Below are 21,036 nucleotides of genomic sequence, written 5' to 3' on the forward strand. Positions count from 1 at the left end.
TGGGGGACGTGAGGCGACGCATTCTGCTGCTCTGCGCGGCCCTGCTCGTCGCCGGCTTCGTCGTGCGCCCGGTGGCCGAGACCCTGCTGTCGGTGTGGTGGGACATCAGCCCGGTCTGGTGCACGCCCGGCCCCGACAGCACGAACATCATCTGTCGCCAGCTGTTCCGCCGGCCCAGCATCCCAATAATCCTGGCCATGGGTTTCGTGGTGCTGTTCCTGCTGGCCGCCAGCTATCCGGTGATCCGGTGGTGCCTGCGCCCGCTGCATGACCTGGTGCCGGTGATCGACAACGTCGGGCCGCAGAACCTGGGGCACCGGCTGCGGCCGGGCGACGGGCGGGACGAGCTGGCCGTCCTGGGCCGGTCGATCGACGGGATGATGGACCGGATAGCCGTCGGTTACGAGGCGCAGCGCCGGTTCGCGGCCGACGCCTCGCACGAGCTGCGCACCCCGCTCGCCGTGCAGCGGACGCTGATCGAGGTGGGTCTGGCCCGCACCCTCAAGGAGGGCCAGCTGGAGCTGCTCGCGGCGCAGCTGCTCGAGACCAACGAACGCAACGAACGCCTGATCGAGGGCCTGCTGGTGCTCAGTGAGAGCGATCGCGGGCTGGTTTCCCGTACGCCGTTACGCCTCGACCGGATCACGGCCGGCGTCCTCGACGCGCACCGCACCCGGGCCGGCGAAGCGGGCGTGACGATCACGAGCGAGCTCGCCCCCCGCGTCGTGGCGGGCGAGCAGGTGCTGCTGGAACGGCTGGTCACCAACCTGGTCCAGAACGCGATCAAGTACAACCGGCCCGGCGGGACGATCGACGTCCGGGTCGGCGACGACCCCGCGCTGTCGGTGGTCAACACGGGCGACGACGTGCCGCCGGACGAGGTGCCGGCGCTGTTCGAGCCGTTCCGCCGGCTGCACGGCTCGCGCATCGACCACAGCGGCGGGGCCGGGCTCGGGCTGGCCATCGCCCGGTCGATCACCCGGGCCCACGACGGGATCATCGCGGCCTCCTCGACCGGCCGCGACGGTCTCAGCGTGCAGGTGTCGTTCCCCGCCCCGACGGCAGTCGCCGGTCGATGAGGACTGCCGCCACGAAAGCCAGGATCGCCGCCGCGGCCCAGGCGACCCACGGCGTACGGCCGGTCGCCCCGGGCACGCCGGTCGTCGCCCCCGCCAGCAACAGCAACGCCGCCGTCCCGAGCGCGGTGCCCAGCTGAGCACTGGTGTTGGCCAGCCCGGCCGAGGTGGCCCGCGCCTGCTCCGGCACGTCGGTGGCCAGTGACGTGGTCGCCACCGAGGCCAGGCCCAGCCCGAACCCGGCCGCCGCCACCCCGGCCCCGATCAGCACCGGTGAGGCGGGGCCGAGCAGGGGCAGGGCGAGGCCGGCGCCGATCGTGAGCAGGCCGGCCGCGGCCACCCGTTCCGCGGGCCGGCGCACGATCAGCCGGGCCGCCAGCGCCGAGCCGGGGATCACCGCGAGGCTGAGCGGCAGCAGGGTGGCCGCGGCCTCCAGCGGCGTACGCCCCAGAGCGCCCTGCAGATGCAGCGTGACCAGCGTGACCACCCCGGTCGTGGCCGTGTTGAAGAAGGCGCCGCCGGCCCCGCGCCGCACCTGCGGCAGCCGCAGCACGCCCGAGAGCAGCAGCGGGGCCGGCGACCGCCGGTCGACCACCACGAACAGCGCGGCCAGCACCGCCGCGACGGCCAGCAGCCAGGGCGCCTCGCCGAACAGGATCGCCGCCATCACCGCCCCGGTCAGCAGCACCGATCCGGCCAGGTTGAGCGACCCGCCCTCGGGGGCCGCGGCCCGGGCCGGCACGAACCGCACGATCGCGACCGCCAGCACGGCCGAGACGCCCAGCAGCCCCCAGAAGATCAACCGCCAGCTCCCGGCCGCGGTGACCAGTCCACCCACGACGAAGCCGGACGCGCCCGCCGCCGCCCCGGCCGCGCTCCACGCCGCCACCGCCCGGGCCCGCTGCCGCTCGTCCGCGGCCACCGCCGTGAGCAGCCGCAACGCCGACGGCACGGCAATCGCCGCGGCCGCACCCTGCAGGCACCGCCCGGCCGACAGCAGCACCACCGTCGAGGCCGTGGCCGTGAGCAGCGACCCGGCGGCGAAGGCGACCAGGCTGCCGAGAATGCACCGCCGGTGCCCGAAGCGGTCGCCCAGCCGCGCGCCGAACATCAGCAGCCCGCCGAAGAACATGGCGTAGCCGACGGCGACGAGCGTGCCGTCGGCCGGTTCGGCGCCGACATCGCCGAGCATCGCCGGCAGCGTCGTCACGACCACTGTCACCCCGAGGACGTCGACGAACTGGACCAGACACAGCGCGACCACCGGCCATCCCATGTCCGGCGGGTGCCCATTCCGGACCAACCATGAACGTTTTGCCGTGTCCACGACATCACCCGTTGACGAACTAGTGATGTATCTGAAACCTTGAATGCCTGTTCACGAAAAAACTCAGCAGCACAGCGAAAAATCGTGGCAGGCATCCCCGTCCCCCGGTGGTCGCCGGGTCCCCGCCCGGCGGCCACGTGCGCACACGAAGAGGGAACGATGAGAGGACGAAGACTCCTTACCGGCATCCTGGCGACCGCTCTGGTCACCGCCGGGATCTCGGCCGCCCCGGCTCAGGCCGCGGGCGGCCCCAACCTCGCGCAAGGCAAGGCCGCCACTGCCAGTGGCGTCAACGGCCCGTACGGCGCCGGCAACGTCACCGACGGCAACGCGGGCTCGTACTGGGAGAGCCCGAACAATTCCTTCCCGCAGTGGGTGCAGGTCGACCTCGGCAGCAGCCTGGCGATCGACCAGGTCAAGCTCAAGCTGCCACCGCCGGCCGAGTGGGCCACCCGCACCCAGACGCTGAGCGTGCAGGGCAGCACCAACAACTCGAGCTGGAGCACGCTCTCGGCCAGTGCCGGGCGCACCTTCAACCCGGCCAGCGGCAACGCCGTCACCATCGACTTCGCGGCGGCGACCGTCCGCTACGTCCGCGTCAACGTCACCGCCAACACCGGCTGGCCGGCCGCGCAGCTCTCCGAGGTGGAGGTCTACGGGGTCGCCGGCACGGGCCCCGATCCCGACCCCGACCCGCCGACGGGCACCAACCTCGCGGCCGGCAAGCCGATGGAGGCGTCCAACAACGTCTTCAATTTCGTCGCGGCCAACGCCAACGACAACAACCTGGCCAGCTACTGGGAGTCCAACGGCTTCCCGGCCACGCTGACGGCCAAGCTCGGCTCGGACGCGAACGTGACCGGCGTCGTGGTCAAGCTCAACCCCGACCCGGCCTGGGGAGCGCGCACGCAGGGCATCCAGGTGCTCGGCCGGGCCTCGGGGGCCGCGAGCTTCACCTCGCTCAAGGCCCGCACCGACTACGCGTTCGGCTCGGGCAACACCGTGACGATCCCGGTCACCGGGCGGGTCGCCGATCTGCAGCTGCAGTTCTTCAGCAACACCGGCGCCCCGGGCGGCCAGGTCGCCGAGCTGCAGGTTCTCGGCTCGTGGGCCCCCGCGTCGGATCTCGTCGTGACCGGTCTGGCGTGGACACCGAGTTCCCCGGACGAGTCGTCCACGATCAACGTCTCGGCTTCCGTACGCAACGCCGGCACCGTCGCCGCAGCCGCGACCACGGTCGACGTGCGCCTGAACGGCAACGTCATCGGCAGCGCGAACGTCGGCGCCCTCGCGGCCGGCGCCTCGAGCACCGTCAGCGTCAGCGCCGGACGACGGGGGCAGGGCAGCTACCAGGTCTCGGCCGTGGTCGACCCGGCCAACACCGTGCCCGAGACCGACAACAGCAACAACACCTACACGTCGCCCACCGCGCTCGTCGTCGCCCAGGCGCCGGGCCCCGACCTGCAGGTCGTGAGCGTCACCCCGAACCCGGCCAACCCGGCCGCGGGCTCGTCCGTGACGTTCGCGGTGCAGGTCAACAACCGGGGCACCAGTGCCGCCGCGGCCAGTGTCACCCGGGTCGTCGCCGGTAGCACCACGCTCAACGCCAGCACCGGCACGATCGCGGCCGGGGCGACGGTCACCGTCAACGTCGGGACGTGGACGGCGACCAGTGGCGGCGCGACCGTCACGGCCACCGCCGACGCCACGAACGTGATCGCGGAGACGAACGAGAACAACAACTCCCGTACGCAATCGATCGTGGTCGGCCGGGGCGCGGCGACCCCCTATGTCTCGTACGAGGCCGAGGCCGCCCGCTACTCGGGAACCCTGATCGAGGCGGACGCGCTGCGGACCTTCGGGCACACGAACTTCGGCACCGAATCGTCCGGCCGCAAGTCGGTCCGCCTGACCAGCACCGGCCAGTTCGTCGAGTTCACCTCGGTCAACCAGGCCAACTCGATCGTCGTGCGCAACTCCATCCCGGACGCGCCGGGCGGGGGCGGTCAGACCGCGACGATCAGCCTGTACGCCAACGACCAGTTCGTGCAGAAGCTGACGCTCTCGTCACGCAACAGCTGGCTCTACGGCACGACCGACGACACCGAGTCACTGTCGAACACGCCGTCGGCCGACGCGCGGCGGCTCTTCGACGAGTCGAACGCGCTGCTGTCCACCTCGTACCCGGCCGGCACCCGCTTCAAGCTGCAGCGGGACGCCGGTGACAGCGCGTCGTTCTACTACATCGACATGATCGACCTGGAGCAGGTGGCGCCGGCGCTGAGCCAGCCCGCGGGCTGCGTGTCGATCACCAACTACGGCGCGGTGCCGAACGACGGCGTGGACGACACGGCGGCCATCCAGCGGGCCGTCACCGACGATGAGAACGGTGTGATCAGCTGCGTCTGGATCCCGGCCGGTCAGTGGCGGCAGGAGCAGAAGATCCTGTCGCCCGACCCGACCCGCAACCAGTGGAACCAGAAGGGCATCCGGAACGTGGTCGTCCGCGGGGCGGGCATGTGGCACACGCGGCTCTACACGAACACCGAGCCGCAGAACGTGGTCGGCAACATCAACCACCCGCACGAGGGCAACGTCGGCTTCGACATCGACGACAACACGCAGATCTCCGACCTGGCGATCTTCGGCATGACGACGAACCGGGCCAACCGCGGGCACGGCATCAACGGCCGGCTGGGCAAGAACACGAAGATCAGCAACGTGTGGATCGAGCACGTCAACGTCGGCGCCTGGGTCGGCCGCGACTACTCGGACACCCCGGCCTACTGGAACCCGGGTGACGGGCTCGAGTTCAGCGGCATGCGCATCCGGGACACGTACGCCGACGGCATCAACTTCAGCAACGGCACGCGCAACTCGCGGGTGTTCAACTCGACCTTCCGGACGACCGGTGACGACTCGCTGGCCGTCTGGTCCAACCCGCGCGTCAAGGACGCGTCGGCCGACTCGGCCAACAACAACCACTTCGTCAACAACACGGTGCAGTTGCCGTGGCGGGCCAACGCGATCGCGATCTACGGCGGCTCGAACAACTCGGCCGAGAACAACCTGATCTACGACACGATGAACTACCCCGGCATCATGCTGGCGACCGACCACGACCCGCTGCCGTTCGGCGGGACGACGCTGCTCGCCAACAACGGCCTCTACCGGGCCGGTGGGGTGTTCTGGAACGAGGACCAGGAGTTCGGCGCGATCACGCTGTTCCCGTCGAGCAAGCCGATCCCCGGCGTCACCATCCGGGACACCGACATCGTGGACTCCACGTATGACGGCATCCAGTTCAAGACCGGTGGGGGCGAGATGCCCAACGTAGCGGTCACCAACGTCCGCATCGACAAGAGCAACAACGGGGCGGGCATCCTCGCGATGAGCGGCGCCCGCGGCAACGCCAACCTGACCAACGTGACCATCACCAACTCGGCCGACGGCAACATCGTCGTCCAGCCGGGCTCGCAGTTCGTCATCAACGGCGGCTGATCCAGGGTGCGGTGCCGTCCCCCGGCCGGGAGGTAGGGGCGGCACCGCGCCGAGCCGCGTACCCCGATTGCGCGGGGACATTCGGCTGACGCCCGGAAAGGTGGCACCCCGGCGAGGGTCGGCATGACATATCGTGCCTGAGTGGTCGCATTCCGTCACTCTGGAGGCACGATGGTCCGCCGCTGGCACCTGGTCGTCCTCGGCTCGCTCGCCGTCTTCGCGCTGGCCTGCGAGGCGGGCGCCGGGGGTGCGGGCGGCGGCGGGGCCGACCCCGACTCGCCACCGCCCAAGGGATATCCGTCCTCGATGGCCGCCCTGGGCGACTCGATCACCGCCGGCTTCGGCAGCTGCGGGTCGTTCCTGGCCTGCAGCCGCAACTCGTGGTCGACCGGCTCGGCCGAGGCCGTGGACAGCCACTACCGCCGGATCCTGGCCAAGAACCCGAAGATCAAGGGCAAGGCCCGCAACTTCGCCCGCCCCGGGGCCGAGGCCGACGCGCTGTCGGGCCAGGTCGCCCAGGCCATCGACATGAAGGCCCAGTACGTCACGATCCTCATCGGAGCCAACGACGCCTGCGCCCCCACCCCGGCCGGCATGACCTCGGTGACCGCGTTCCGCCGCGACGTCGGCCGGGGGCTGACCCGCCTCAAGAAGGGCCTGCCCAAGGCCGAGGTGCTGGTGGCCGGCATCCCCGACCTCTACCGCCTGTGGCAGCTGGGCCGCAAGGACGACCGGGCCGTACGGGCCTGGCAGCGCTTCACCACCTGCCCGTCCATGCTGGCCGACCCCAGGTCGAACGACGAGTCCGACGCCGAACGCCGCCGCACGGTGCAGGCCCGCATCAACGACTACAACGACGAGCTGCGCCAGGCCTGCGACAAGTACGGCGCCCGCTGCCGCTGGGACAACGACTCCCACGAGACCAGCTTCAACCTCGACCTCGTCAACCAGGTCGACTTCTTCCACCCCGACGTCGAAGGCCAGGCCCAACTAGCCGACGCCACCTACCAGCGCTTCTGACGCCGCGGCGCCGTCAGAGGTTGATCATGTGGCCGGCGATGCCCTCGATGGCCTCCTTGACCGCCTCGGACAGGGTCGGGTGGGCGAAGACGTTGCGGGCGACCTCGTCGGCGGTCAGGTCCCACATCTGGGCCAGCGTGAGGGCCGGCAGCAGCTCGGTGACCTCGGGGCCGATGAGGTGGGCGCCGATGATCTCGTTGTGTTCGGCGTCAGCGACGATCTTGACGAAGCCGGCGGTCTCGGCCATGCCGCGGGCCTTGCCGTTGGCCGAGAACGGGAACTGGGCCACCTTCACGTCGTAGCCCTTGTCGCGGGCCTGCTCTTCGGAGTAGCCGAACGAGGCGATCTGGGGCTGGCAGAACGTGGCCCGCGGGATCATGTCGAAGTTGATCTCTTGAGTCTCGGCGTCCGCGATCGTCTCGGCCGCCACGACGCCCATCGCCTCGGCGGTGTGCGCGAGCATCAGCTTGGCGGTCACGTCGCCGATGGCGTAGATGCCCTCGACGTTGGTCCGGCCGCGGGCGTCGACCTCGATCGCGCCGCGGTCGGTGAGTTTGACCCCGGCCGCCTCGAGCCCGTAGCCCTCGGTGCGCGGGGCGAAACCGAACGCGGCCAGCATCCGGTCGGCCTCGAGCACCTTCGGCTCGCCGCCGCCGGCCGGGCTCACCGTGACGCGGACGCCGGCGCCGGTGTCCTCGACCTGCTCCACCTTGGTGCTCAGCAGCACCTTGACGCCCAGCTTGCGGTAGTGCTTGAGCAGTTCCTTGGACACGTCGGCGTCCTCGGTGGGCACCATCCGGTCGAGGAACTCGACGATCGTCACGTCGACGCCGAAGTTGGCCATGACGTAGGCGAACTCGACGCCGATGGCGCCCGAACCGCCGATGATGATCGAGCCGGGCAGCTTGTCGTCGAGGATCTGCTCCTCGTAGGTGACGACGTTCGGGCTGGTCTTCATGCCGGGCAGCATCCGCACGACGGCGCCGGTGGCGATGATCAGGTTGTCGAACGTGTGCTGCTCGCCGTCGACGTCGATCGCCTTCGGCCCGGTCAGGGTGCCCCAACCGTTGAGCTCGGTGATCCCGTTCTTCTTCATCAGGAAGTGGACGCCCTTGGCGCTCGCCTCGGCCACCTTGCGGCTGCGCTGGTGGGTCGGCGCGAAGGACATGGTGGCGTCCCCCTCGATCCCGAACGTCTTCTTCTCGTGCGTGATGATGTGCGCGATCTCCGCGTTGCGCAGCAGCGCCTTGGACGGGATGCAGCCCACGTTGAGGCAGACCCCGCCCCAGTACTTGTGCTCGACCACAGCAACCGTCTTACCGAGCTGCGCGGCACGGATGGCAGCGACATATCCCCCGGGCCCGGAACCCAGGACAAGAACATCAAAATGACTCACCCGTCAAGCCTATCCACGGACGCGCCCGGCCTCTCCTCGTTGCCGACTTCACCGGCGGTGCGGCCGAGCGGCTGCGGGCCCGGCCGGTCCTCGCCCTCGACTTCGCCGGTGGTGAGGCCGGGCGGTTGCGGGAGGGGCTGGTCCTCGCTGCCGACTTCGCCGGTGGTGAGACCGGGCGGTTGCGGGAGGGGCCGGAAGGCGGCGGTGCTGACGTCGGCGACCAGTTCGGTGAAGTCGGTGCCATAGGCGTTGGGTTCGACGATGCGGAGCACCAGCGCGAAGGGGCGGTCGGCGCCGTACTGGCGGGCAAGCTCGACGTGGTGCTGCGCGAGATAGCGGGCGCCGGCCAGGTTGCTGCCCGCGGTCAGGCCGCCGATGAAGAAGACCGGGCGGCCGCCGCCCGGGCCCCAGAAACGGGCGAGCAGGACGTGGCTGGCTTCCGGCCCCGCCTCGTACCGGGTGGCGCCGACCGTGAACGACATGCGGCGTTGCTCGTCGTCGAAGACCTCGTAGGTCACGCCGCGCAGGATGGTGCGGACGTGGGTGGCGCTGCGGGGGCTGGCGCCGCCGGGACCGCCGACGCAGAACTCGGTGAGACGGCCGATCTCGCCCGTCGGCTGGTTCTCGCCCACCCGGTCGGCGTGGGCGCCGCACTCGCGGGCGATGGTCGCCAGCTCGACCAACGCGGCCACGTCACGCCGGTGGACGCTGGACTCGCGGGTCGACGACGCGTGCCGGGACACCACCAGCAGGCAGCTCGCGCCGTCGGTGAGCCCGAAGAAGGCCCGTTCCCGGCCCAGCTTGCGCCGGCGCAGCCCGAACCCGGCCAGCCAGACCGCCGTGCCGGCGATGACGCTGGCCAGCAGGTTGATCAAAAGGTCGCCCACGCTTCGATGATGTCCGATCCCAGCCCGCCGCGCTGACCCGGACCTCGGACCGGCCGGTCGGCCCGCAGAGGAGTCAGCGGCGGCGCGGCGGTTCGGACCGGCCAGCAGAGGAGTCAGCGGCGGCGCGGCGGTTCGGACCGGCCAGCAGAGGAGTCAGCGGCGGCGTGGGGGTTTCGGACCGGCCGGCCAGCAGAGGTGTCAGCGGCGGCGTGGGGGTGCGGCCCAGATGAAGCGGGGGGCCGCGGCGGCCGGCAGGGCCAGCATGCGGTAGGTCGGGTCGACCGGGCGGCCCCGGTCCGGCGGGCGCCAGATCGGGGGCGGGCCCCACCAGATGATCCGTTCGCCGGTCGGCTGGGGCAGCACGGGCAGGGGCGGCGCGTTCAGAGCGTGGCGCGGGGCCTGGGGCGGGAGCGCGGCCGGGCCGGCCGGGACCGGGACCGGCACCGCCTCTTCGACGTGGGTGGCGTGAGTGGCGGGCGCGGTGGCCAGCACTATCGCTGCGCCGACGGTCAACGCGCAGGCGATGCCGGCGGGGAGCAGCCAGCCCTCGCGGACCGTGTCGCCCAGGAAGACCACGGCCACGATGGACGGGGCCATCACCTCGGCCGTCCAGTGGATCGCGGTGACCGGGCCGACGTCGCCGTGCTGCAGGGCGTGGGCGTACAGGGTCATGCCGGTGCCGGCGAAGACCAGCAGGGCCAGGGTGAGCGGCTCGGTGAGGATGGACAGGGCGACCTGGCCCCCGCCGACGCCCTCGGGGACCGGCAGGGAACGGCCGACCAGGGCCGCGCCGCCCAGCGAGAGACCGGCGCAGGCGGCGATGATGCCGCCGGGCGCGTTGACCTTGGCTGCGCCATAGCCGACCAGCACCATGGCGGCGGCCGCGCCGCACAGGGCGAAGCGCAGCTCGTTCGTCGTGTTGACCTCGTGTTGCGGGCCGGCCGAGAAGGCCAGGGAGGTCAGCGCGACGATCGTGACGGCCACGGCGACCATGTCGCGGCGGCGGAGCCGGGAGCCGAGCACGATGCGGGCGCCCAGCACGGTGAAGGCGAGCGAGCCGGCCAGCACCGACTCGACCACGTAGACGGCCAGGGTCTGCAGCGCGATCATGGCGCCGACCCAGGCCAGGATGTCGAAGAAGATGCCGGCCAGGTAGAGCGGGTGGGCCATGGTCTGCGCGGTGCCGACGCTGCGGCGGGCGCCGACGCCCTGCAGGATCGAGGCGGTCGCGTAGCAGAGCGAGCCGACGCTGACGATCGCCAGCGCGACCCAGCCGGCGCCGGTCATGACCGGGGCCCGACGTGGTGACGCTGAGTCGATCGAGCAATCACGATCTGAGCATAGGCGTCGGGCGGGTGTTCTAGATAGGGGCGGTGGCGAGAACCTGCCCGGCGTATGTCTCGACCTGAACCGCGGTCACTTCGGCCGGGGCGACCAGCGCGCTGCCGTCCACGGTGGTGCCGGACGCGCCGACCAGCCAGCTGCCGGCGAACTCGCGGGAGCCGTCGCGCGCGACCACGAACAGGCGGCACTGGGAGCCGGCCGGCACCCCGTCGACGATGGCCCGCAACCGCACCCAGCCCGCGGCGGGAGTGATCGTGACGTTCATCGACGTGCCGGTGGCCTCGTCGGTGGCGGTGACGGTGCGGGGTGCCGCGGCCACCGGGGGCGGTGTCACGGCGTCGGGTGCGGCCACCCCGGAACGGCCGATGGCCAGGCCGCCGATCACGGCGACGACGGCAGCCGCGACCGCCCCGAGGGTCCACAGTGTGCGGCGCTGCCTTTCGTGGCCGCGGCTCTCATCGCGTACCTGGGAAAGGGTTCGCTGCAGCAGCAGGTCGCTGCCGGGCGGCGGGCCGTCGAGGAAGGCCTCGGGCGGGATCTCGCCCAGCCTCTCCTCGATCGCGCGCAGGTCACCGACCTCGCCCCGGCACTGCGGGCAGTCCTCGACGTGGGCGTGGACGGCGGCCCACTCGTCGTCGTCGAGAACACCCAGCGCGTACGCCCCGAGTTGCTCGCTCTGATGCCCGCTCATGCCGCTCCCGTCGTGACCTCGGCCGCCAGCGCCGCCCGCAGCCGGCGCAGGGCCTGGTAGCTGCGGGACTTCACCGTCTCGGCCGGAAGACCGAGCGACGCCGCCGTCTCTTTGACGTCACGCCCCTGGAAGTACAACTGGTTCAGCACCTCGCGTTCCTCGGGCGGAAGCGTGCCGACCGCGCCGAGCATCTGGAGCACATCGGCCGGCGCCCCGGCCGCCTCGCGCAGAAGAACAAAAAGACGAGCGCGTACGGCCCCCCGCTCCTCGCTGAGGGCCGACGGCTCGGTCCACGCACGCAGCAACGTCCGGCGCACCAACTCTTGCGCCGCGGCCCGATCGCCGCTCAACCTGGTCGCGTACGCCAGCAGGGCCGCCCCGTGCTCGGCGTAGAGCCGACGCACCAGCACCTCACCGGCGCTCCGATCGCGTCGGCTCACTCCCCCACCCGCACGATCGAGATGGTGTTGTCGCCGCCGTTGGAGACGTAGGCCAGGCGGCCGTCGGGCGAGACGCCGATCGTGCGCGGACTCCGGCCGACTTTGACCGTCGCCGTCACGGCCCCGGTCTTGCCGTTGAGCACCGAGATCGTGCCGTCGCCCTCGTTGACCGTGTAGCCGTAACGGCTGTCGGCCGAGAAGGCCACGCTCTGCGGGTCGCGGCCCACCTTGAACGGGCCGGTGCGCTTGAGGGTGACCGTGTCGATCAGGTTGGCCGCGTCGGCCTCGTACCCCGCGACCAGCGTCATCCGCCCGTCGGGCGAGACGGCGATGCTGTGCGGCGCGCGGGAGACCGGGATGCTCTGGAGCACCTTGTTGGTCCGCATGTCGATCACCGTGACCGCGTTGGACTCGTGGTTGGCGGTGAAGGCCCGCATCTGGTCGCTCGAGAAGCCGACGGCGTGCGGGTTGGGCTTGACCGGCAGCTCACCGACCATGCGCAGGGTGCCCGAGCTGAAGATCTCGAGGCGGCCGTCGCTGTGGATCGGCACCCAGAGCTTGTTGTCGGGGGCCACGGCCAGCGTGTACGGCATGTGGCCGGTGTCGAGGTAGCGGAGCACCTTGCGGCTGCGGGTGTCGACGACCGCGACGCCGCTGCCGGTGTGCTTGTCGTCCTCGTACATCGAGACGAAGACGGTGTTGCCGTCGCGCGAGACGGCGACGAAGCGCGGGGTGTTGCGCAACGCGATCGGGGTGACCTTGCGGGTGGCCACGTCGACCAGGGAAAGGATGCGGCTGTTCTGGTTGGCCACGAAGACCGTGCGGCCGTCGGGGGCGACCGCGACCCCCTCGGGCTCGGCGCCGACCCGGACCGTGCCGATGACCTTGGGCTTGGCCACGCTCTTGACCCGCTGGGCGAGCGGGACCCGGGTGATTCGGGGATCGGGGGTGGCCGGCTGGGCCGAGCCCAGCGCCGCGCCGGGCCCGGGCTGGGGCTGGGTGGGCAGGGCGGCCACGGGCGCCGGGCCGGACCGGCCGTCGTTGAGCAGGGCCATCGCGACGCCGGCCCCGCCCAGCACGACCAGCGTGGTGAGGATGGCGACGAGCACGGTGGTGCCGATCTGGCGGCGGCCGGAGGCGGGTGGCGCGGGCAGCACGGTGACCCGGGGCGTGCCGTACCCGTTGGCGACCATGCCCCCGTCATAGGTGCGCAGGCCCGCGGGCTCGGCCCCCCGGGAGGTGCCGTAGTCGGCGGCCGGGGCGACCGGGGCGAAGGGAGCGTTGGCAGCAGCGACCTGGCCCGTGACGCGGACGTCGGCCCAGCCGGCCGGGCCGCGCACGGTGACCGAGCCGTCGAGCCAGTCGGAGCGCGGCAGCCACATGATGCGCAGCGTGCGACCGCTCAGCATGGCCCGCAGACCGGGCCCGGAGACATTGACCGTGGCCCCGGCGACAGCCAGCGGCGGGCCGTCGACCCGGACGTCGGCCACCAGGCGCTGGGTCTCGGCGGCGACCGGGCCGAAGTCGATCCGTTCGGGGTCGAGGCGCACGGCTGTGCGTTCCAGGGCGGCGGCGGCCGCGGCCGAGACGCTGCGGCTGTCGTCCTCCATCATCTGCTGGAGGGCGTGGCGGGCGGCCGCGGCCAGCGCGAGGTCGGCGCCCCAGGCCAGCCGGGCCAGCTCGTCGACCCCGGTCAGCCGGGACTCCCGGATCGGACTGCCGATCTCGGTCAGCACACTCTGCGGTAGCCCAGTTTCACTCATAGTGTCACCGCGATCATCTTGCAGTGACGAAGGCCCACTTAGGAAGGTGTCGTGGGTGAAGTTGGCACGCTCACGTGTTCATCAGCCAGATCGACAGGTTGAGCGCGCTGGCGAAGGTCACCCAGGCCCAGTACGGCAGGAGCAGCACTGCCGCGGGCCGGCGCACCCGCCAGAAGACGACCACGGTGGCCCCGATGAGCAGCCACATCAGCACGATCTCGGCGAAAGCCAGCCCGTACTGCCCGGCCCCGAAGAAGAGCGGGGTCCAGATCGCGTTCAGCACCAGTTGGGCCGACCACAGCCACAGCGGCCGGGTGAAGCCGACCCGCTGCCAGACCAGCCATCCGGACACGGCGATCATCACGTACAGCACGGTCCAGACCGGGCCGAACAGCCACGAGGGCGGGGCCCAGGCGGGCTGCTCGAGACTGCCGTACTCGGCGCTGGTGCCACTGACGCCGAGCCCGCCGATCGCGGCCGCCACGAAGACCGCCAGGCCGAACCCGGCCAGCGCGAGCCAGCGGTGCCGATGGGGCGAACTCACAGGAAGGGCAGCTTGGGTCATAGCGTGGCAATGCCCACCATCTGCGATTCCACACCTCGCGATTGAGCCCCTCGGCTCTGGGGCGGCTTTGAGAAAACGCTCCTACAGTCGATGAATGGAGATGGAGGTGCTCCGGCCCACGGGCTCGGAGCAGGCACCACCCGAAGCTCCGGCGCCCTGGTGGAAAAGACCGGACTTGCGCCGGAAGGTACTGATCGGCGCCGTCGCGCTGTGGGCCCTCGCGATCACGGTTGTGGTGCTGCTGCCCGGCGGTGACGACCAGGAATCGCCGGCCCGGGCGCTCCCGTCGGCCGCGCCCTCCCCCTCCGACGAGCCCCTCACCGTGGCCCAGGTCTATCAGGCGCTGCGGCCCTCGGTGGTGCTGATCAAGGCCACCGGCAGCGGGGCGGGGGCCGACACCGGCACCGGCGTGATCGCCAACGCCGACGGCACCATCCTCACCGCCTTCCACGTGGTGGAGGGGGCGAAGAGCATCACCATCGCGTACGCCGACGGCACCGAGTCGCCGGCCGAGGTGGTCACCTCCAGCGCCGCCCAGGACATCGCCACCCTCAAGCCCGGCAAGCTGCCCGAGACGCTGGTGCCGGCGGTGCTCGGCGGCGGCGCGGCGATCGGCGACGACGTGGTCGCCATCGGCAACCCGCTCGGGCTGACCGCCACCACCACCAGCGGCGTCGTCTCCGGCCTCGACCGCACGCTCAGCCGCGACAAGGGCGGCGACATCGCCGGGCTCATCCAGTTCGACGCGGCCGTCAACCCCGGCAGCTCCGGCGGCCCGCTCCTCAACGACCGCGGCCAGGTGGTCGGCATCGTGGTGGCGCTGGCCAACCCGACCGACGACGGCACGTTCATCGGCATCGGCTTCGCCGTCCCGATCGGCGCCGCGCTCGGCGCCGGGGAGGGCGACGGCCGGAACCCACCGCTGTAGACCCTCGGCCCACCAGAAGGACGGACGCATGAACATGCCGGCACGCGGCGCCTACAACTGGAACGACGCCCCGTCGGCTTCGGCCGGGCCGATCGAGAAAGTGCTGTACGAGGTCAAGAAGACCATCGTCGGCCAGGACCTCCTGCTCGAACGGCTGCTGGTGGCCCTGCTGGCCCGCGGCCACATCCTCGTCGAGGGCGTGCCCGGCCTGGCCAAGACGCTGGCCGTGAAGTCGCTGGCCGAGGCGATCGGCGGCGAGTTCCACCGGGTGCAGTTCACCCCCGACCTGGTGCCGGCCGACATCGTCGGCACCCGCGTCTATCACCAGCCCACCGGCGAGTTCCAGGTGCAGCTGGGCCCGGTCTTCACCAACCTGCTGCTGGCCGACGAGATCAACCGGGCCCCGGCCAAGGTGCAGAGCGCGCTGCTCGAGGTGATGCAGGAACGCCAGGTCACCATCGGGCGCGAGACCCACCGGGTGCCCAACCCGATGCTGGTCATGGCCACCCAGAACCCGATCGAGACCGAGGGCACGTATCCGCTGCCCGAGGCCCAGGTCGACCGCTTCATGATGAAGGTGCTGGTCGGCTATCCGAGCGTCACCGAGGAGTTCGTGGTCGTCGAGCGCGCGCTCACCCCGGCCGCGGTCATCCAGAAGATCATCGACCCCGAGACGCTGGTCGGGCTGCAACAACAGGCCGATCAGGTGTACGTCGACCCGTCGCTGATCGAGTTCGCCGTGCAGCTCGCCCACGCCACTCGGGAACCGGCCCGCATCGGTTTGACCGACCTTTCCCGGTACGTCACGTTCGGCGCGAGCCCGCGGTCGTCGATCAGCCTCGTGCTGGCCGCGCGGGCGCTCGCCTTCATCCGCGGGCGCGAGTACGTCGTACCGGAAGATCTGACCGATCTGGCTCTGGACGTGCTGCGGCATCGGCTGGTGCTCTCGTACGAGGCCCTCTCGGACGACGTCACGGCCGACGTGATCCTGCAGAAAGTGCTGGCCAACGTGTCGATCCCGGAGCCCGCGGGGCGGGGACGCTGATCATGACGTCGGCTCCGGATCGTCTGCTCAGGCGCCTCGAATGGCGGCTCGGGCGGCGGCTCGACGGGCGGCTGCAGGGCAACTACCGCACGGTGTGGCACGGCGCCGGCATCGACTTCACCGACCTGCGGCTGTACGCCACCGAGGACGACGTCCGCCACATCGACTGGAACGTCACGGCCCGGCTGGACGAGCCGTACGTGCGTCAGTACACCGAGGACCGCGAGCTCACGGCTTGGCTGGTGATCGACCGGTCGGCGTCCATGCGGTTCGGCCAGGGCGCGGGCAAGGAGTCGACCGCCACCGAGCTCGCGGTCAGCATCGCGCGGCTCGTCTCGCGCGGTGGCAACCGGGTCGGCGCGATCCTCTACGACAACGACGGTCACCGGATCGTCCCGCCCCGCGGCGGTCGCGACCAGGTGCTCCGCATCACCCGCGAGCTGCTGCGGCCGGCCCCCAAGGGCAAGCCGGGCAGGACCACCGATCTCGGGGCCATGCTCAAGCTGGCCGCGACCACCACCTCGCGCCGCCGCAGCCTGGTCTTCGTGATGAGCGACTTCATCGGCGACCCGGGCTGGGACCGGCCGCTGGCCCGGCTCACCCACCGGCACGAGGTCGTGGTGATCCGGGTCGTCGACCCGGCCGAGGTGGAGCTGCCCGACCTCGGGGTGATCCTGGTCGAGGACGCCGAGACGGGCGAGCAGCTGCTGGTCGACACCAGTGATCCGTTGCTGCGGGGCCGGCTGGCCGACCAGGCCGGGGCCCGCGAGGCGGAACTGGCCGAGGGCATGCGCCGGGCCGGGGTCAGCGCCCAGCGCATCACCACGGATCAAGACCTGCTGGCCGCGCTGATCGACCTGGTGCAGCGGTCGGGGCGGGGGCGCCGGTGAGCTTCCTCTACCCGCTCGTGCTGGTGGTCGCCCTGCTCGTGACGGCGGCGGCAGTTCTTGCGTACGGGACCATGCAGAAGAGACGTTCGGCCGCCATGCGCCGGCTCGGGTTCGCTCCGGCCGGCGCCGTGCGGCGGCATCTGCCGTACGCGTTTGTCCTCATCGCCCTGCCGATCCTGCTCGTCGGTCTGGCCCGGCCGCAGGCCGAGGTCACCGTGCCCCGGGTCTCGGGCACGGTGCTGCTCGCGTTCGACGTGTCCAACAGCATGCAGGCCGGCGACGTGCAGCCGAGCCGGCTCGGCGCCGCCCAGGCCGCGGCCAAAGAGTTCGTCGACGACCAGCCCAGCACGGTCGACGTCGGCGTGCTCGTCTTCGGCGACCAGGCCCTGCTGACCCAGGCCCCGTCCGACGACCACCAGGCCGCGCTGGCCGCGATCGACCGGCTCTCGGCCGGCGGCGGCACCTCGCTGGGCCAGGCCATCCTGGTCGCGCTGGGCACGATCACCGGCAAGACGGTCGCCCTGCCCGACGAGGGCGCGGCCCCGCCCGACCTGGGCTACTGGCCGTCGGCCACGGTCGTCGTCTTCAGCGACGGGCAAGAGACGGGCGGCCCTGACGTGGTGGCCGCGGCCGAGCTGGCGGCGGCGGCCGGGGTGCGCATCCAGACCGTCGGCGTCGGCACCGAACGCGGCGCGACCGTCGAGGTCGACGGCTTCCAGCTGGGCACGGCCCTCGATCCGGCCCTGCTCACTTCGGTCGCCCGGACCACCGGCGGCGCGTACCTGCCGGCCGGGGACGCGGCCACGCTGACCGACACCACCAAGGGGATCGACCTGCGGCTCACGGCCAAGAAGGAGCCGCTCGAACTGACCGCGCCGTTCGCCGGCGCCGCCCTGCTGCTGCTCATGCTGGGCGCCGTCCTCGGCTCCCGCTGGCACGGAAGGATCATCTGATGTCGTTCAGCTGGCCGTGGGCCCTGACCGCGCTGCTGGCGGTGCCGCTGCTGCTGGCCCTGCGCTGGTGGTTCAACCGGCGGCGCAAGCGGGCGGCGGTCACGGTCTCGAGCGTCGCGCTGATCCGGGCCGCGCTCCCCGGTCGTACGTCCTGGCGCCGGCGCGTCCCGGCGCTGCTGTTCGTGCTCGCGCTGCTGGCCCTGGGCGGCGCGCTGGCCCGCCCGCAGGCCTCGGTGTCGGTGCCCTCGAACAGCACGTCGGTGCTGCTGGCGATCGACGTGTCGGGCTCGATGTGCTCGACCGACATCCAGCCCAACCGCTTCACCGTGGCCACCGACGCGGCCCGGCAGTTCATCGAGAAGCAAGAGGACGGGACACGGATCGGGCTGGTCGCCTTCTCGGGCATCGCGGGGCTGCTGGTGGCCCCGACGACCGACAAGGACGCGCTCATCGACGCGATCGGAACCTTGCGTACGGCCCGGGGCACCGCGATCGGGCAGGCCATCCTCACGTCCATCGACGCCATCGCCGAGACCAACCCGCGGGTGGCCAGGACGGGCGTCGAGCTGGACAACCCGGGGCAGCTCGGTGACTACGAACCGGACACCATCGTCGTGCTGACCGACGGCTCCAACACCACCGGCGTCGACCCGGTGACCGCGGCCGAGCAGGCGGCGGCGCGCAAGGTGCGGGTCTACACGATCGGCTTCGGCACGACCGAACCGGCGCCGATGGTGTGCACGGCCGACCAGATCGGCGGCGACTCCCCGTTCGGTGGCGGCCGCGGCTGGGGTGGGGGCCGGGGCGGTCGCAACATGGACATCGACGAAGAGGCGCTGACCCAGGTGGCCGACACGACCGGCGCCAAGTACTTCCGGGCCGAGGACGCCGACCAGCTCGTGGATGTGCTGACCGACCTGCCGCGCGAGTTCACCCTGCGCAAGCAAGAGGTCGAGATCACCTTCTGGTTCGTGCTGGCCGCGTCGGTGCTCGTGATCGGCGGTGTCGGCTTGTCGCTCTGGTGGAACCGGGTGCCCGGTCACTCCGGGGCCAGAACCCGCGGCACCTCCTGACGCAGCGCCGTCGCCGTGGGCAGCACCGTGGCCGCCAGCAGCAGCACGAGGGCGAGAGCGGTCACGGTCAGGGCGGGCAGCGCGCCGGCCGCGGTCCAGGCGCCGGCCGCCCACGCGCCGATCGCCGTGGTCACGGCCACGGCCGAGCCGCCCAGCAGCAGCGCGGTCACCACATAGATCACGGCCTCGGCGGCGGCCGCGGTGAGGACCAGCGCCGACGAGCCGCCGGCCGCAGTGATCAGGGCCAGCTCCCGTTCGCGGCGGCGGCTCGACATGAAGACCGTGGCCACCGCGCCCAGGACGGCCAGCAGCAGGGGGCCGCCGAGCAGCAGCACCACCGAGCCGGTGGAGAGCGATCCGGAGGGGACGCCGACCGCGCCGTTGGCCGCGTACAGGCCGCCGGCCAGGGCCACCGCGACCATCAGCGGGCTGATCGTGGCGGTGCTGCGGGCCGCGTTGGTGGCCGTGCTGTTGCGGGCCAGGTACCAGGCGGCGGACGCAGTGACGGGCACCAGCGACGTCCAGGCGCGGACCAGGCGAGCCAGGAACAGCGGGCCGAACGCGGCCAGCACCCCGGCCAGCAGCGGGCTGATCAGCATCAGCGGGACGGCCATCGTGTCGAGACCGGTTCCGGGCAGAGTGGACACGATCGCGGCCACCACGAGCAGGGTGGCCACACCGCCGAGCCACCGCGCGACAGTCATCCGGCGGTCGGGCGGCTCGACCTCGCGCAGCGACTGGATGGGCGGGGTGCGGGCGGCCCGGCCGGCGCCGCGGAAGCCACCCACGGTGACCACCACGGCCACGAACAGGACGACGGGCACGGCGCCGGCCGGGGTCAGCGTCGGGGTGAGCCCGGCCAGCTCGGGTGAGGTGCTGAAGGCGTACCGGAAAAGGGGTTGCACGAGGGGGACGGCGAGCAGGCAGCCAACGGCGCCGCCGAGAAGCGACACGACGAACAACTGGGCCGTGACGACCAGCCGGACCAGGCCGGGGCGCAGGCCGACCAGCTGCCACAGGGCATAGCCGCGCTGCTGCAGAGTCACCGTGAGGTCGGTGACCGCGCCGACGACGATGAGCGCGGTGATCAGGGTGAAGACGGCGACCGTGCCGCTGATGCCGTAGAGGGCCAGCGCCTCGTTGCCGCCGGCCGCGACCGCCGTCTGGATATCGCTCGCCACGACCGCGCCCACGGTTGCCGTGGCCGCCGCGATGAGCAGCGCGCCGAGCCAGATGCGGGCGTTGGCGACCAGGTCGCTGAAGATCAGTCGCAGCATGTCAGGACGCCCCGGCGACCGCGGCGAACACGTCGTCGGCGCGGGGATCCAGCAGCTCGCGGTGGATGACGCCGTCGCGCAGCACCAGCACCCGGTCGGCCCGGGCCGCCGCCTCGAGATCGTGGGTCACCATCACGACCGAGCGGCCCTCGCCGGCCCGGGCCACCCCGGCCAGCAGGTCCAGCACCTGCGCGCCGGCCTCGGTGTCGAGCGCGCCGGTCGGCTCGTCGGCAAAAACGACATCCGGGCGTACGGCGAGAACGCGCGCGATGGCCACGCGCTGCTGCTGCCCGCCCGAGAGAGCGGCCGGACGGTAGGAGCCGCGATCGGCCAGGCCGACATCGGCCAGCGCGCGGTCGACGTCGGCGCCCGAGATCCGGCGGCGGGCCAGCCGGGCCGGCAGGGCGACGTTCTCGCGGGCGGTCAGCGACGGGATCAGGTTGTACGACTGGAAGACGAACCCGACCTGGTCGCGGCGCAGCTTGGCCAGCGCGCCCCGGCCCAGCGCGCCCGTGTCCTGGCCGAGGATGCGGACCCGGCCGGTGGTCGCGGCTTCGAGCGCGGACATGCAGTAGAGCAACGTGGACTTGCCGGAGCCGCTGGGCCCGACGATGGCCAGGAACTGCCCGGGTGGCACCCGCAGGCTGATCCCCCGCAGCACTGACGTCGCCTCATTTTTGCTGATGGGGAACGACTTGGTGAGGTTCTCCACCTCGACTACCGCGTCCAAGGGGTTCCGCCTTTATCGAATGATCATCTGCCCTCCGAATGTAGGCGCTGCCGGGGCCCCAGCCATACGTCGCGTGACTTAGCCATCTCTTCAACGTTCCGACACGGATGTGTGGCCCGGCGCACTCCCG

At 71.8% G+C, this 21,036-nt stretch carries 18 protein-coding genes; 8 read left to right on the top strand and 10 right to left on the bottom strand.

Annotated elements, in window-relative coordinates:
- Nucleotides 1-8 precede the first annotated feature (8 nt).
- Nucleotides 9-1,079 carry a sensor histidine kinase gene (locus tag M1L60_RS19435; protein WP_253238863.1) on the top strand — a complete coding sequence of 357 codons (1,071 nt, stop codon included), beginning with the start codon at nt 9-11 and terminating at the stop codon, nt 1,077-1,079.
- On the opposite strand, the gene M1L60_RS19440 is transcribed toward M1L60_RS19435, so the two are convergent.
- Nucleotides 1,030-2,352, bottom strand: coding sequence for an MFS transporter (locus M1L60_RS19440; RefSeq protein ID WP_253238864.1), 1,323 nt, complete (start codon nt 2,350-2,352; stop codon nt 1,030-1,032). The genes M1L60_RS19435 and M1L60_RS19440 overlap by 50 nt on opposite strands.
- Nucleotides 2,353-2,562: 210 nt before the next feature.
- On the opposite strand from M1L60_RS19440, the gene M1L60_RS19445 reads away from it, so the two are divergent.
- Nucleotides 2,563-5,904: a CARDB domain-containing protein gene (locus M1L60_RS19445; protein WP_253238865.1), complete on the top strand. Its 3,342-nt coding sequence runs from the start codon at nt 2,563-2,565 to the stop codon at nt 5,902-5,904.
- A gap of 171 nt (nt 5,905-6,075) precedes the next feature.
- Nucleotides 6,076-6,924, top strand: coding sequence for a GDSL-type esterase/lipase family protein (locus M1L60_RS19450; protein ID WP_253239075.1), 849 nt, complete (start codon nt 6,076-6,078; stop codon nt 6,922-6,924).
- A gap of 13 nt (nt 6,925-6,937) precedes the next feature.
- Here the strand turns inward: M1L60_RS19450 and lpdA are convergent, their stop codons facing one another.
- The 7 genes from lpdA to M1L60_RS19485 all read right to left on the bottom strand — a co-directional run bounded on the left by lpdA (nt 6,938) and on the right by M1L60_RS19485 (nt 14,010).
- A complete protein-coding gene (lpdA, locus tag M1L60_RS19455) occupies nt 6,938-8,320 on the bottom strand; it encodes a dihydrolipoyl dehydrogenase (protein ID WP_253238866.1) in 1,383 nt (460 codons plus the stop codon).
- Nucleotides 8,317-9,207, bottom strand: coding sequence for a hypothetical protein (locus tag M1L60_RS19460; RefSeq protein ID WP_253238867.1), 891 nt, complete (start codon nt 9,205-9,207; stop codon nt 8,317-8,319). The genes lpdA and M1L60_RS19460 overlap by 4 nt, the downstream gene beginning before the upstream one ends.
- Nucleotides 9,208-9,405: 198 nt before the next feature.
- Nucleotides 9,406-10,494: a hypothetical protein gene (locus M1L60_RS19465; RefSeq protein ID WP_253239088.1), complete on the bottom strand. Its 1,089-nt coding sequence runs from the start codon at nt 10,492-10,494 to the stop codon at nt 9,406-9,408.
- A 73-nt stretch (nt 10,495-10,567) separates the two neighbouring features.
- Nucleotides 10,568-11,242 (bottom strand): zf-HC2 domain-containing protein, encoded by a 675-nt coding sequence (locus M1L60_RS19470; protein ID WP_253238868.1) that lies wholly within the window; start codon nt 11,240-11,242, stop codon nt 10,568-10,570.
- Complete coding sequence (locus M1L60_RS19475) at nt 11,239-11,682, bottom strand: sigma factor-like helix-turn-helix DNA-binding protein (RefSeq protein ID WP_253238869.1); 444 nt, start codon at nt 11,680-11,682, stop codon at nt 11,239-11,241. Before M1L60_RS19475 ends, M1L60_RS19470 begins: the two co-directional genes overlap by 4 nt.
- Entirely contained in the window at nt 11,679-13,445 is a 1,767-nt protein-coding gene (locus M1L60_RS19480) for a YncE family protein (RefSeq protein WP_253238870.1), read from the bottom strand. The genes M1L60_RS19475 and M1L60_RS19480 overlap by 4 nt, the downstream gene beginning before the upstream one ends.
- Before the next feature lie 70 nt (nt 13,446-13,515).
- Nucleotides 13,516-14,010: a TspO/MBR family protein gene (locus M1L60_RS19485; RefSeq protein ID WP_253238871.1), complete on the bottom strand. Its 495-nt coding sequence runs from the start codon at nt 14,008-14,010 to the stop codon at nt 13,516-13,518.
- 175 nt (nt 14,011-14,185) lie between these two features.
- Here M1L60_RS19485 and M1L60_RS19490 point away from each other — a divergent pair, with 175 nt between their 5' ends.
- From M1L60_RS19490 to M1L60_RS19510, 5 genes are read left to right on the top strand one after another with little or no spacing between them, the layout of a single operon-like run.
- Nucleotides 14,186-14,938, top strand: a complete 753-nt coding sequence (locus tag M1L60_RS19490) for a S1C family serine protease (protein WP_253238872.1) — start codon at nt 14,186-14,188, stop codon at nt 14,936-14,938.
- 34 nt (nt 14,939-14,972) lie between these two features.
- Nucleotides 14,973-15,983, top strand: coding sequence for an AAA family ATPase (locus M1L60_RS19495; RefSeq protein WP_253239076.1), 1,011 nt, complete (start codon nt 14,973-14,975; stop codon nt 15,981-15,983).
- 2 nt (nt 15,984-15,985) lie between these two features.
- Nucleotides 15,986-16,873, top strand: a complete 888-nt coding sequence (locus M1L60_RS19500; RefSeq protein WP_253238873.1) for a DUF58 domain-containing protein — start codon at nt 15,986-15,988, stop codon at nt 16,871-16,873.
- The gene (locus tag M1L60_RS19505; RefSeq protein WP_253238874.1) at nt 16,870-17,826 is read left to right on the top strand and encodes a VWA domain-containing protein; all 957 of its coding nucleotides are present in this window, start codon (nt 16,870-16,872) and stop codon (nt 17,824-17,826) included. The genes M1L60_RS19500 and M1L60_RS19505 overlap by 4 nt, the downstream gene beginning before the upstream one ends.
- Nucleotides 17,826-18,899, top strand: coding sequence for a vWA domain-containing protein (locus M1L60_RS19510; RefSeq protein WP_253238875.1), 1,074 nt, complete (start codon nt 17,826-17,828; stop codon nt 18,897-18,899). The genes M1L60_RS19505 and M1L60_RS19510 overlap by 1 nt, the downstream gene beginning before the upstream one ends.
- Here M1L60_RS19510 and M1L60_RS19515 read toward each other — a convergent pair.
- Both M1L60_RS19515 and M1L60_RS19520 read right to left on the bottom strand, forming a co-directional pair.
- Complete coding sequence (locus M1L60_RS19515) at nt 18,866-20,176, bottom strand: FtsX-like permease family protein (protein WP_253238876.1); 1,311 nt, start codon at nt 20,174-20,176, stop codon at nt 18,866-18,868. The two genes, M1L60_RS19510 and M1L60_RS19515, sit on opposite strands and share 34 nt — an antisense overlap.
- 1 nt (nt 20,177) lies before the next feature.
- Nucleotides 20,178-20,906, bottom strand: coding sequence for an ABC transporter ATP-binding protein (locus M1L60_RS19520; RefSeq protein WP_253238877.1), 729 nt, complete (start codon nt 20,904-20,906; stop codon nt 20,178-20,180).
- Nucleotides 20,907-21,036: the final 130 nt, after the last annotated feature.

Origin of the sequence: Paractinoplanes aksuensis (assembly GCF_024137025.1) — a bacterium.
Classification (GTDB): Bacteria; Actinomycetota; Actinomycetes; order Mycobacteriales; family Micromonosporaceae; genus Actinoplanes; species Actinoplanes aksuensis.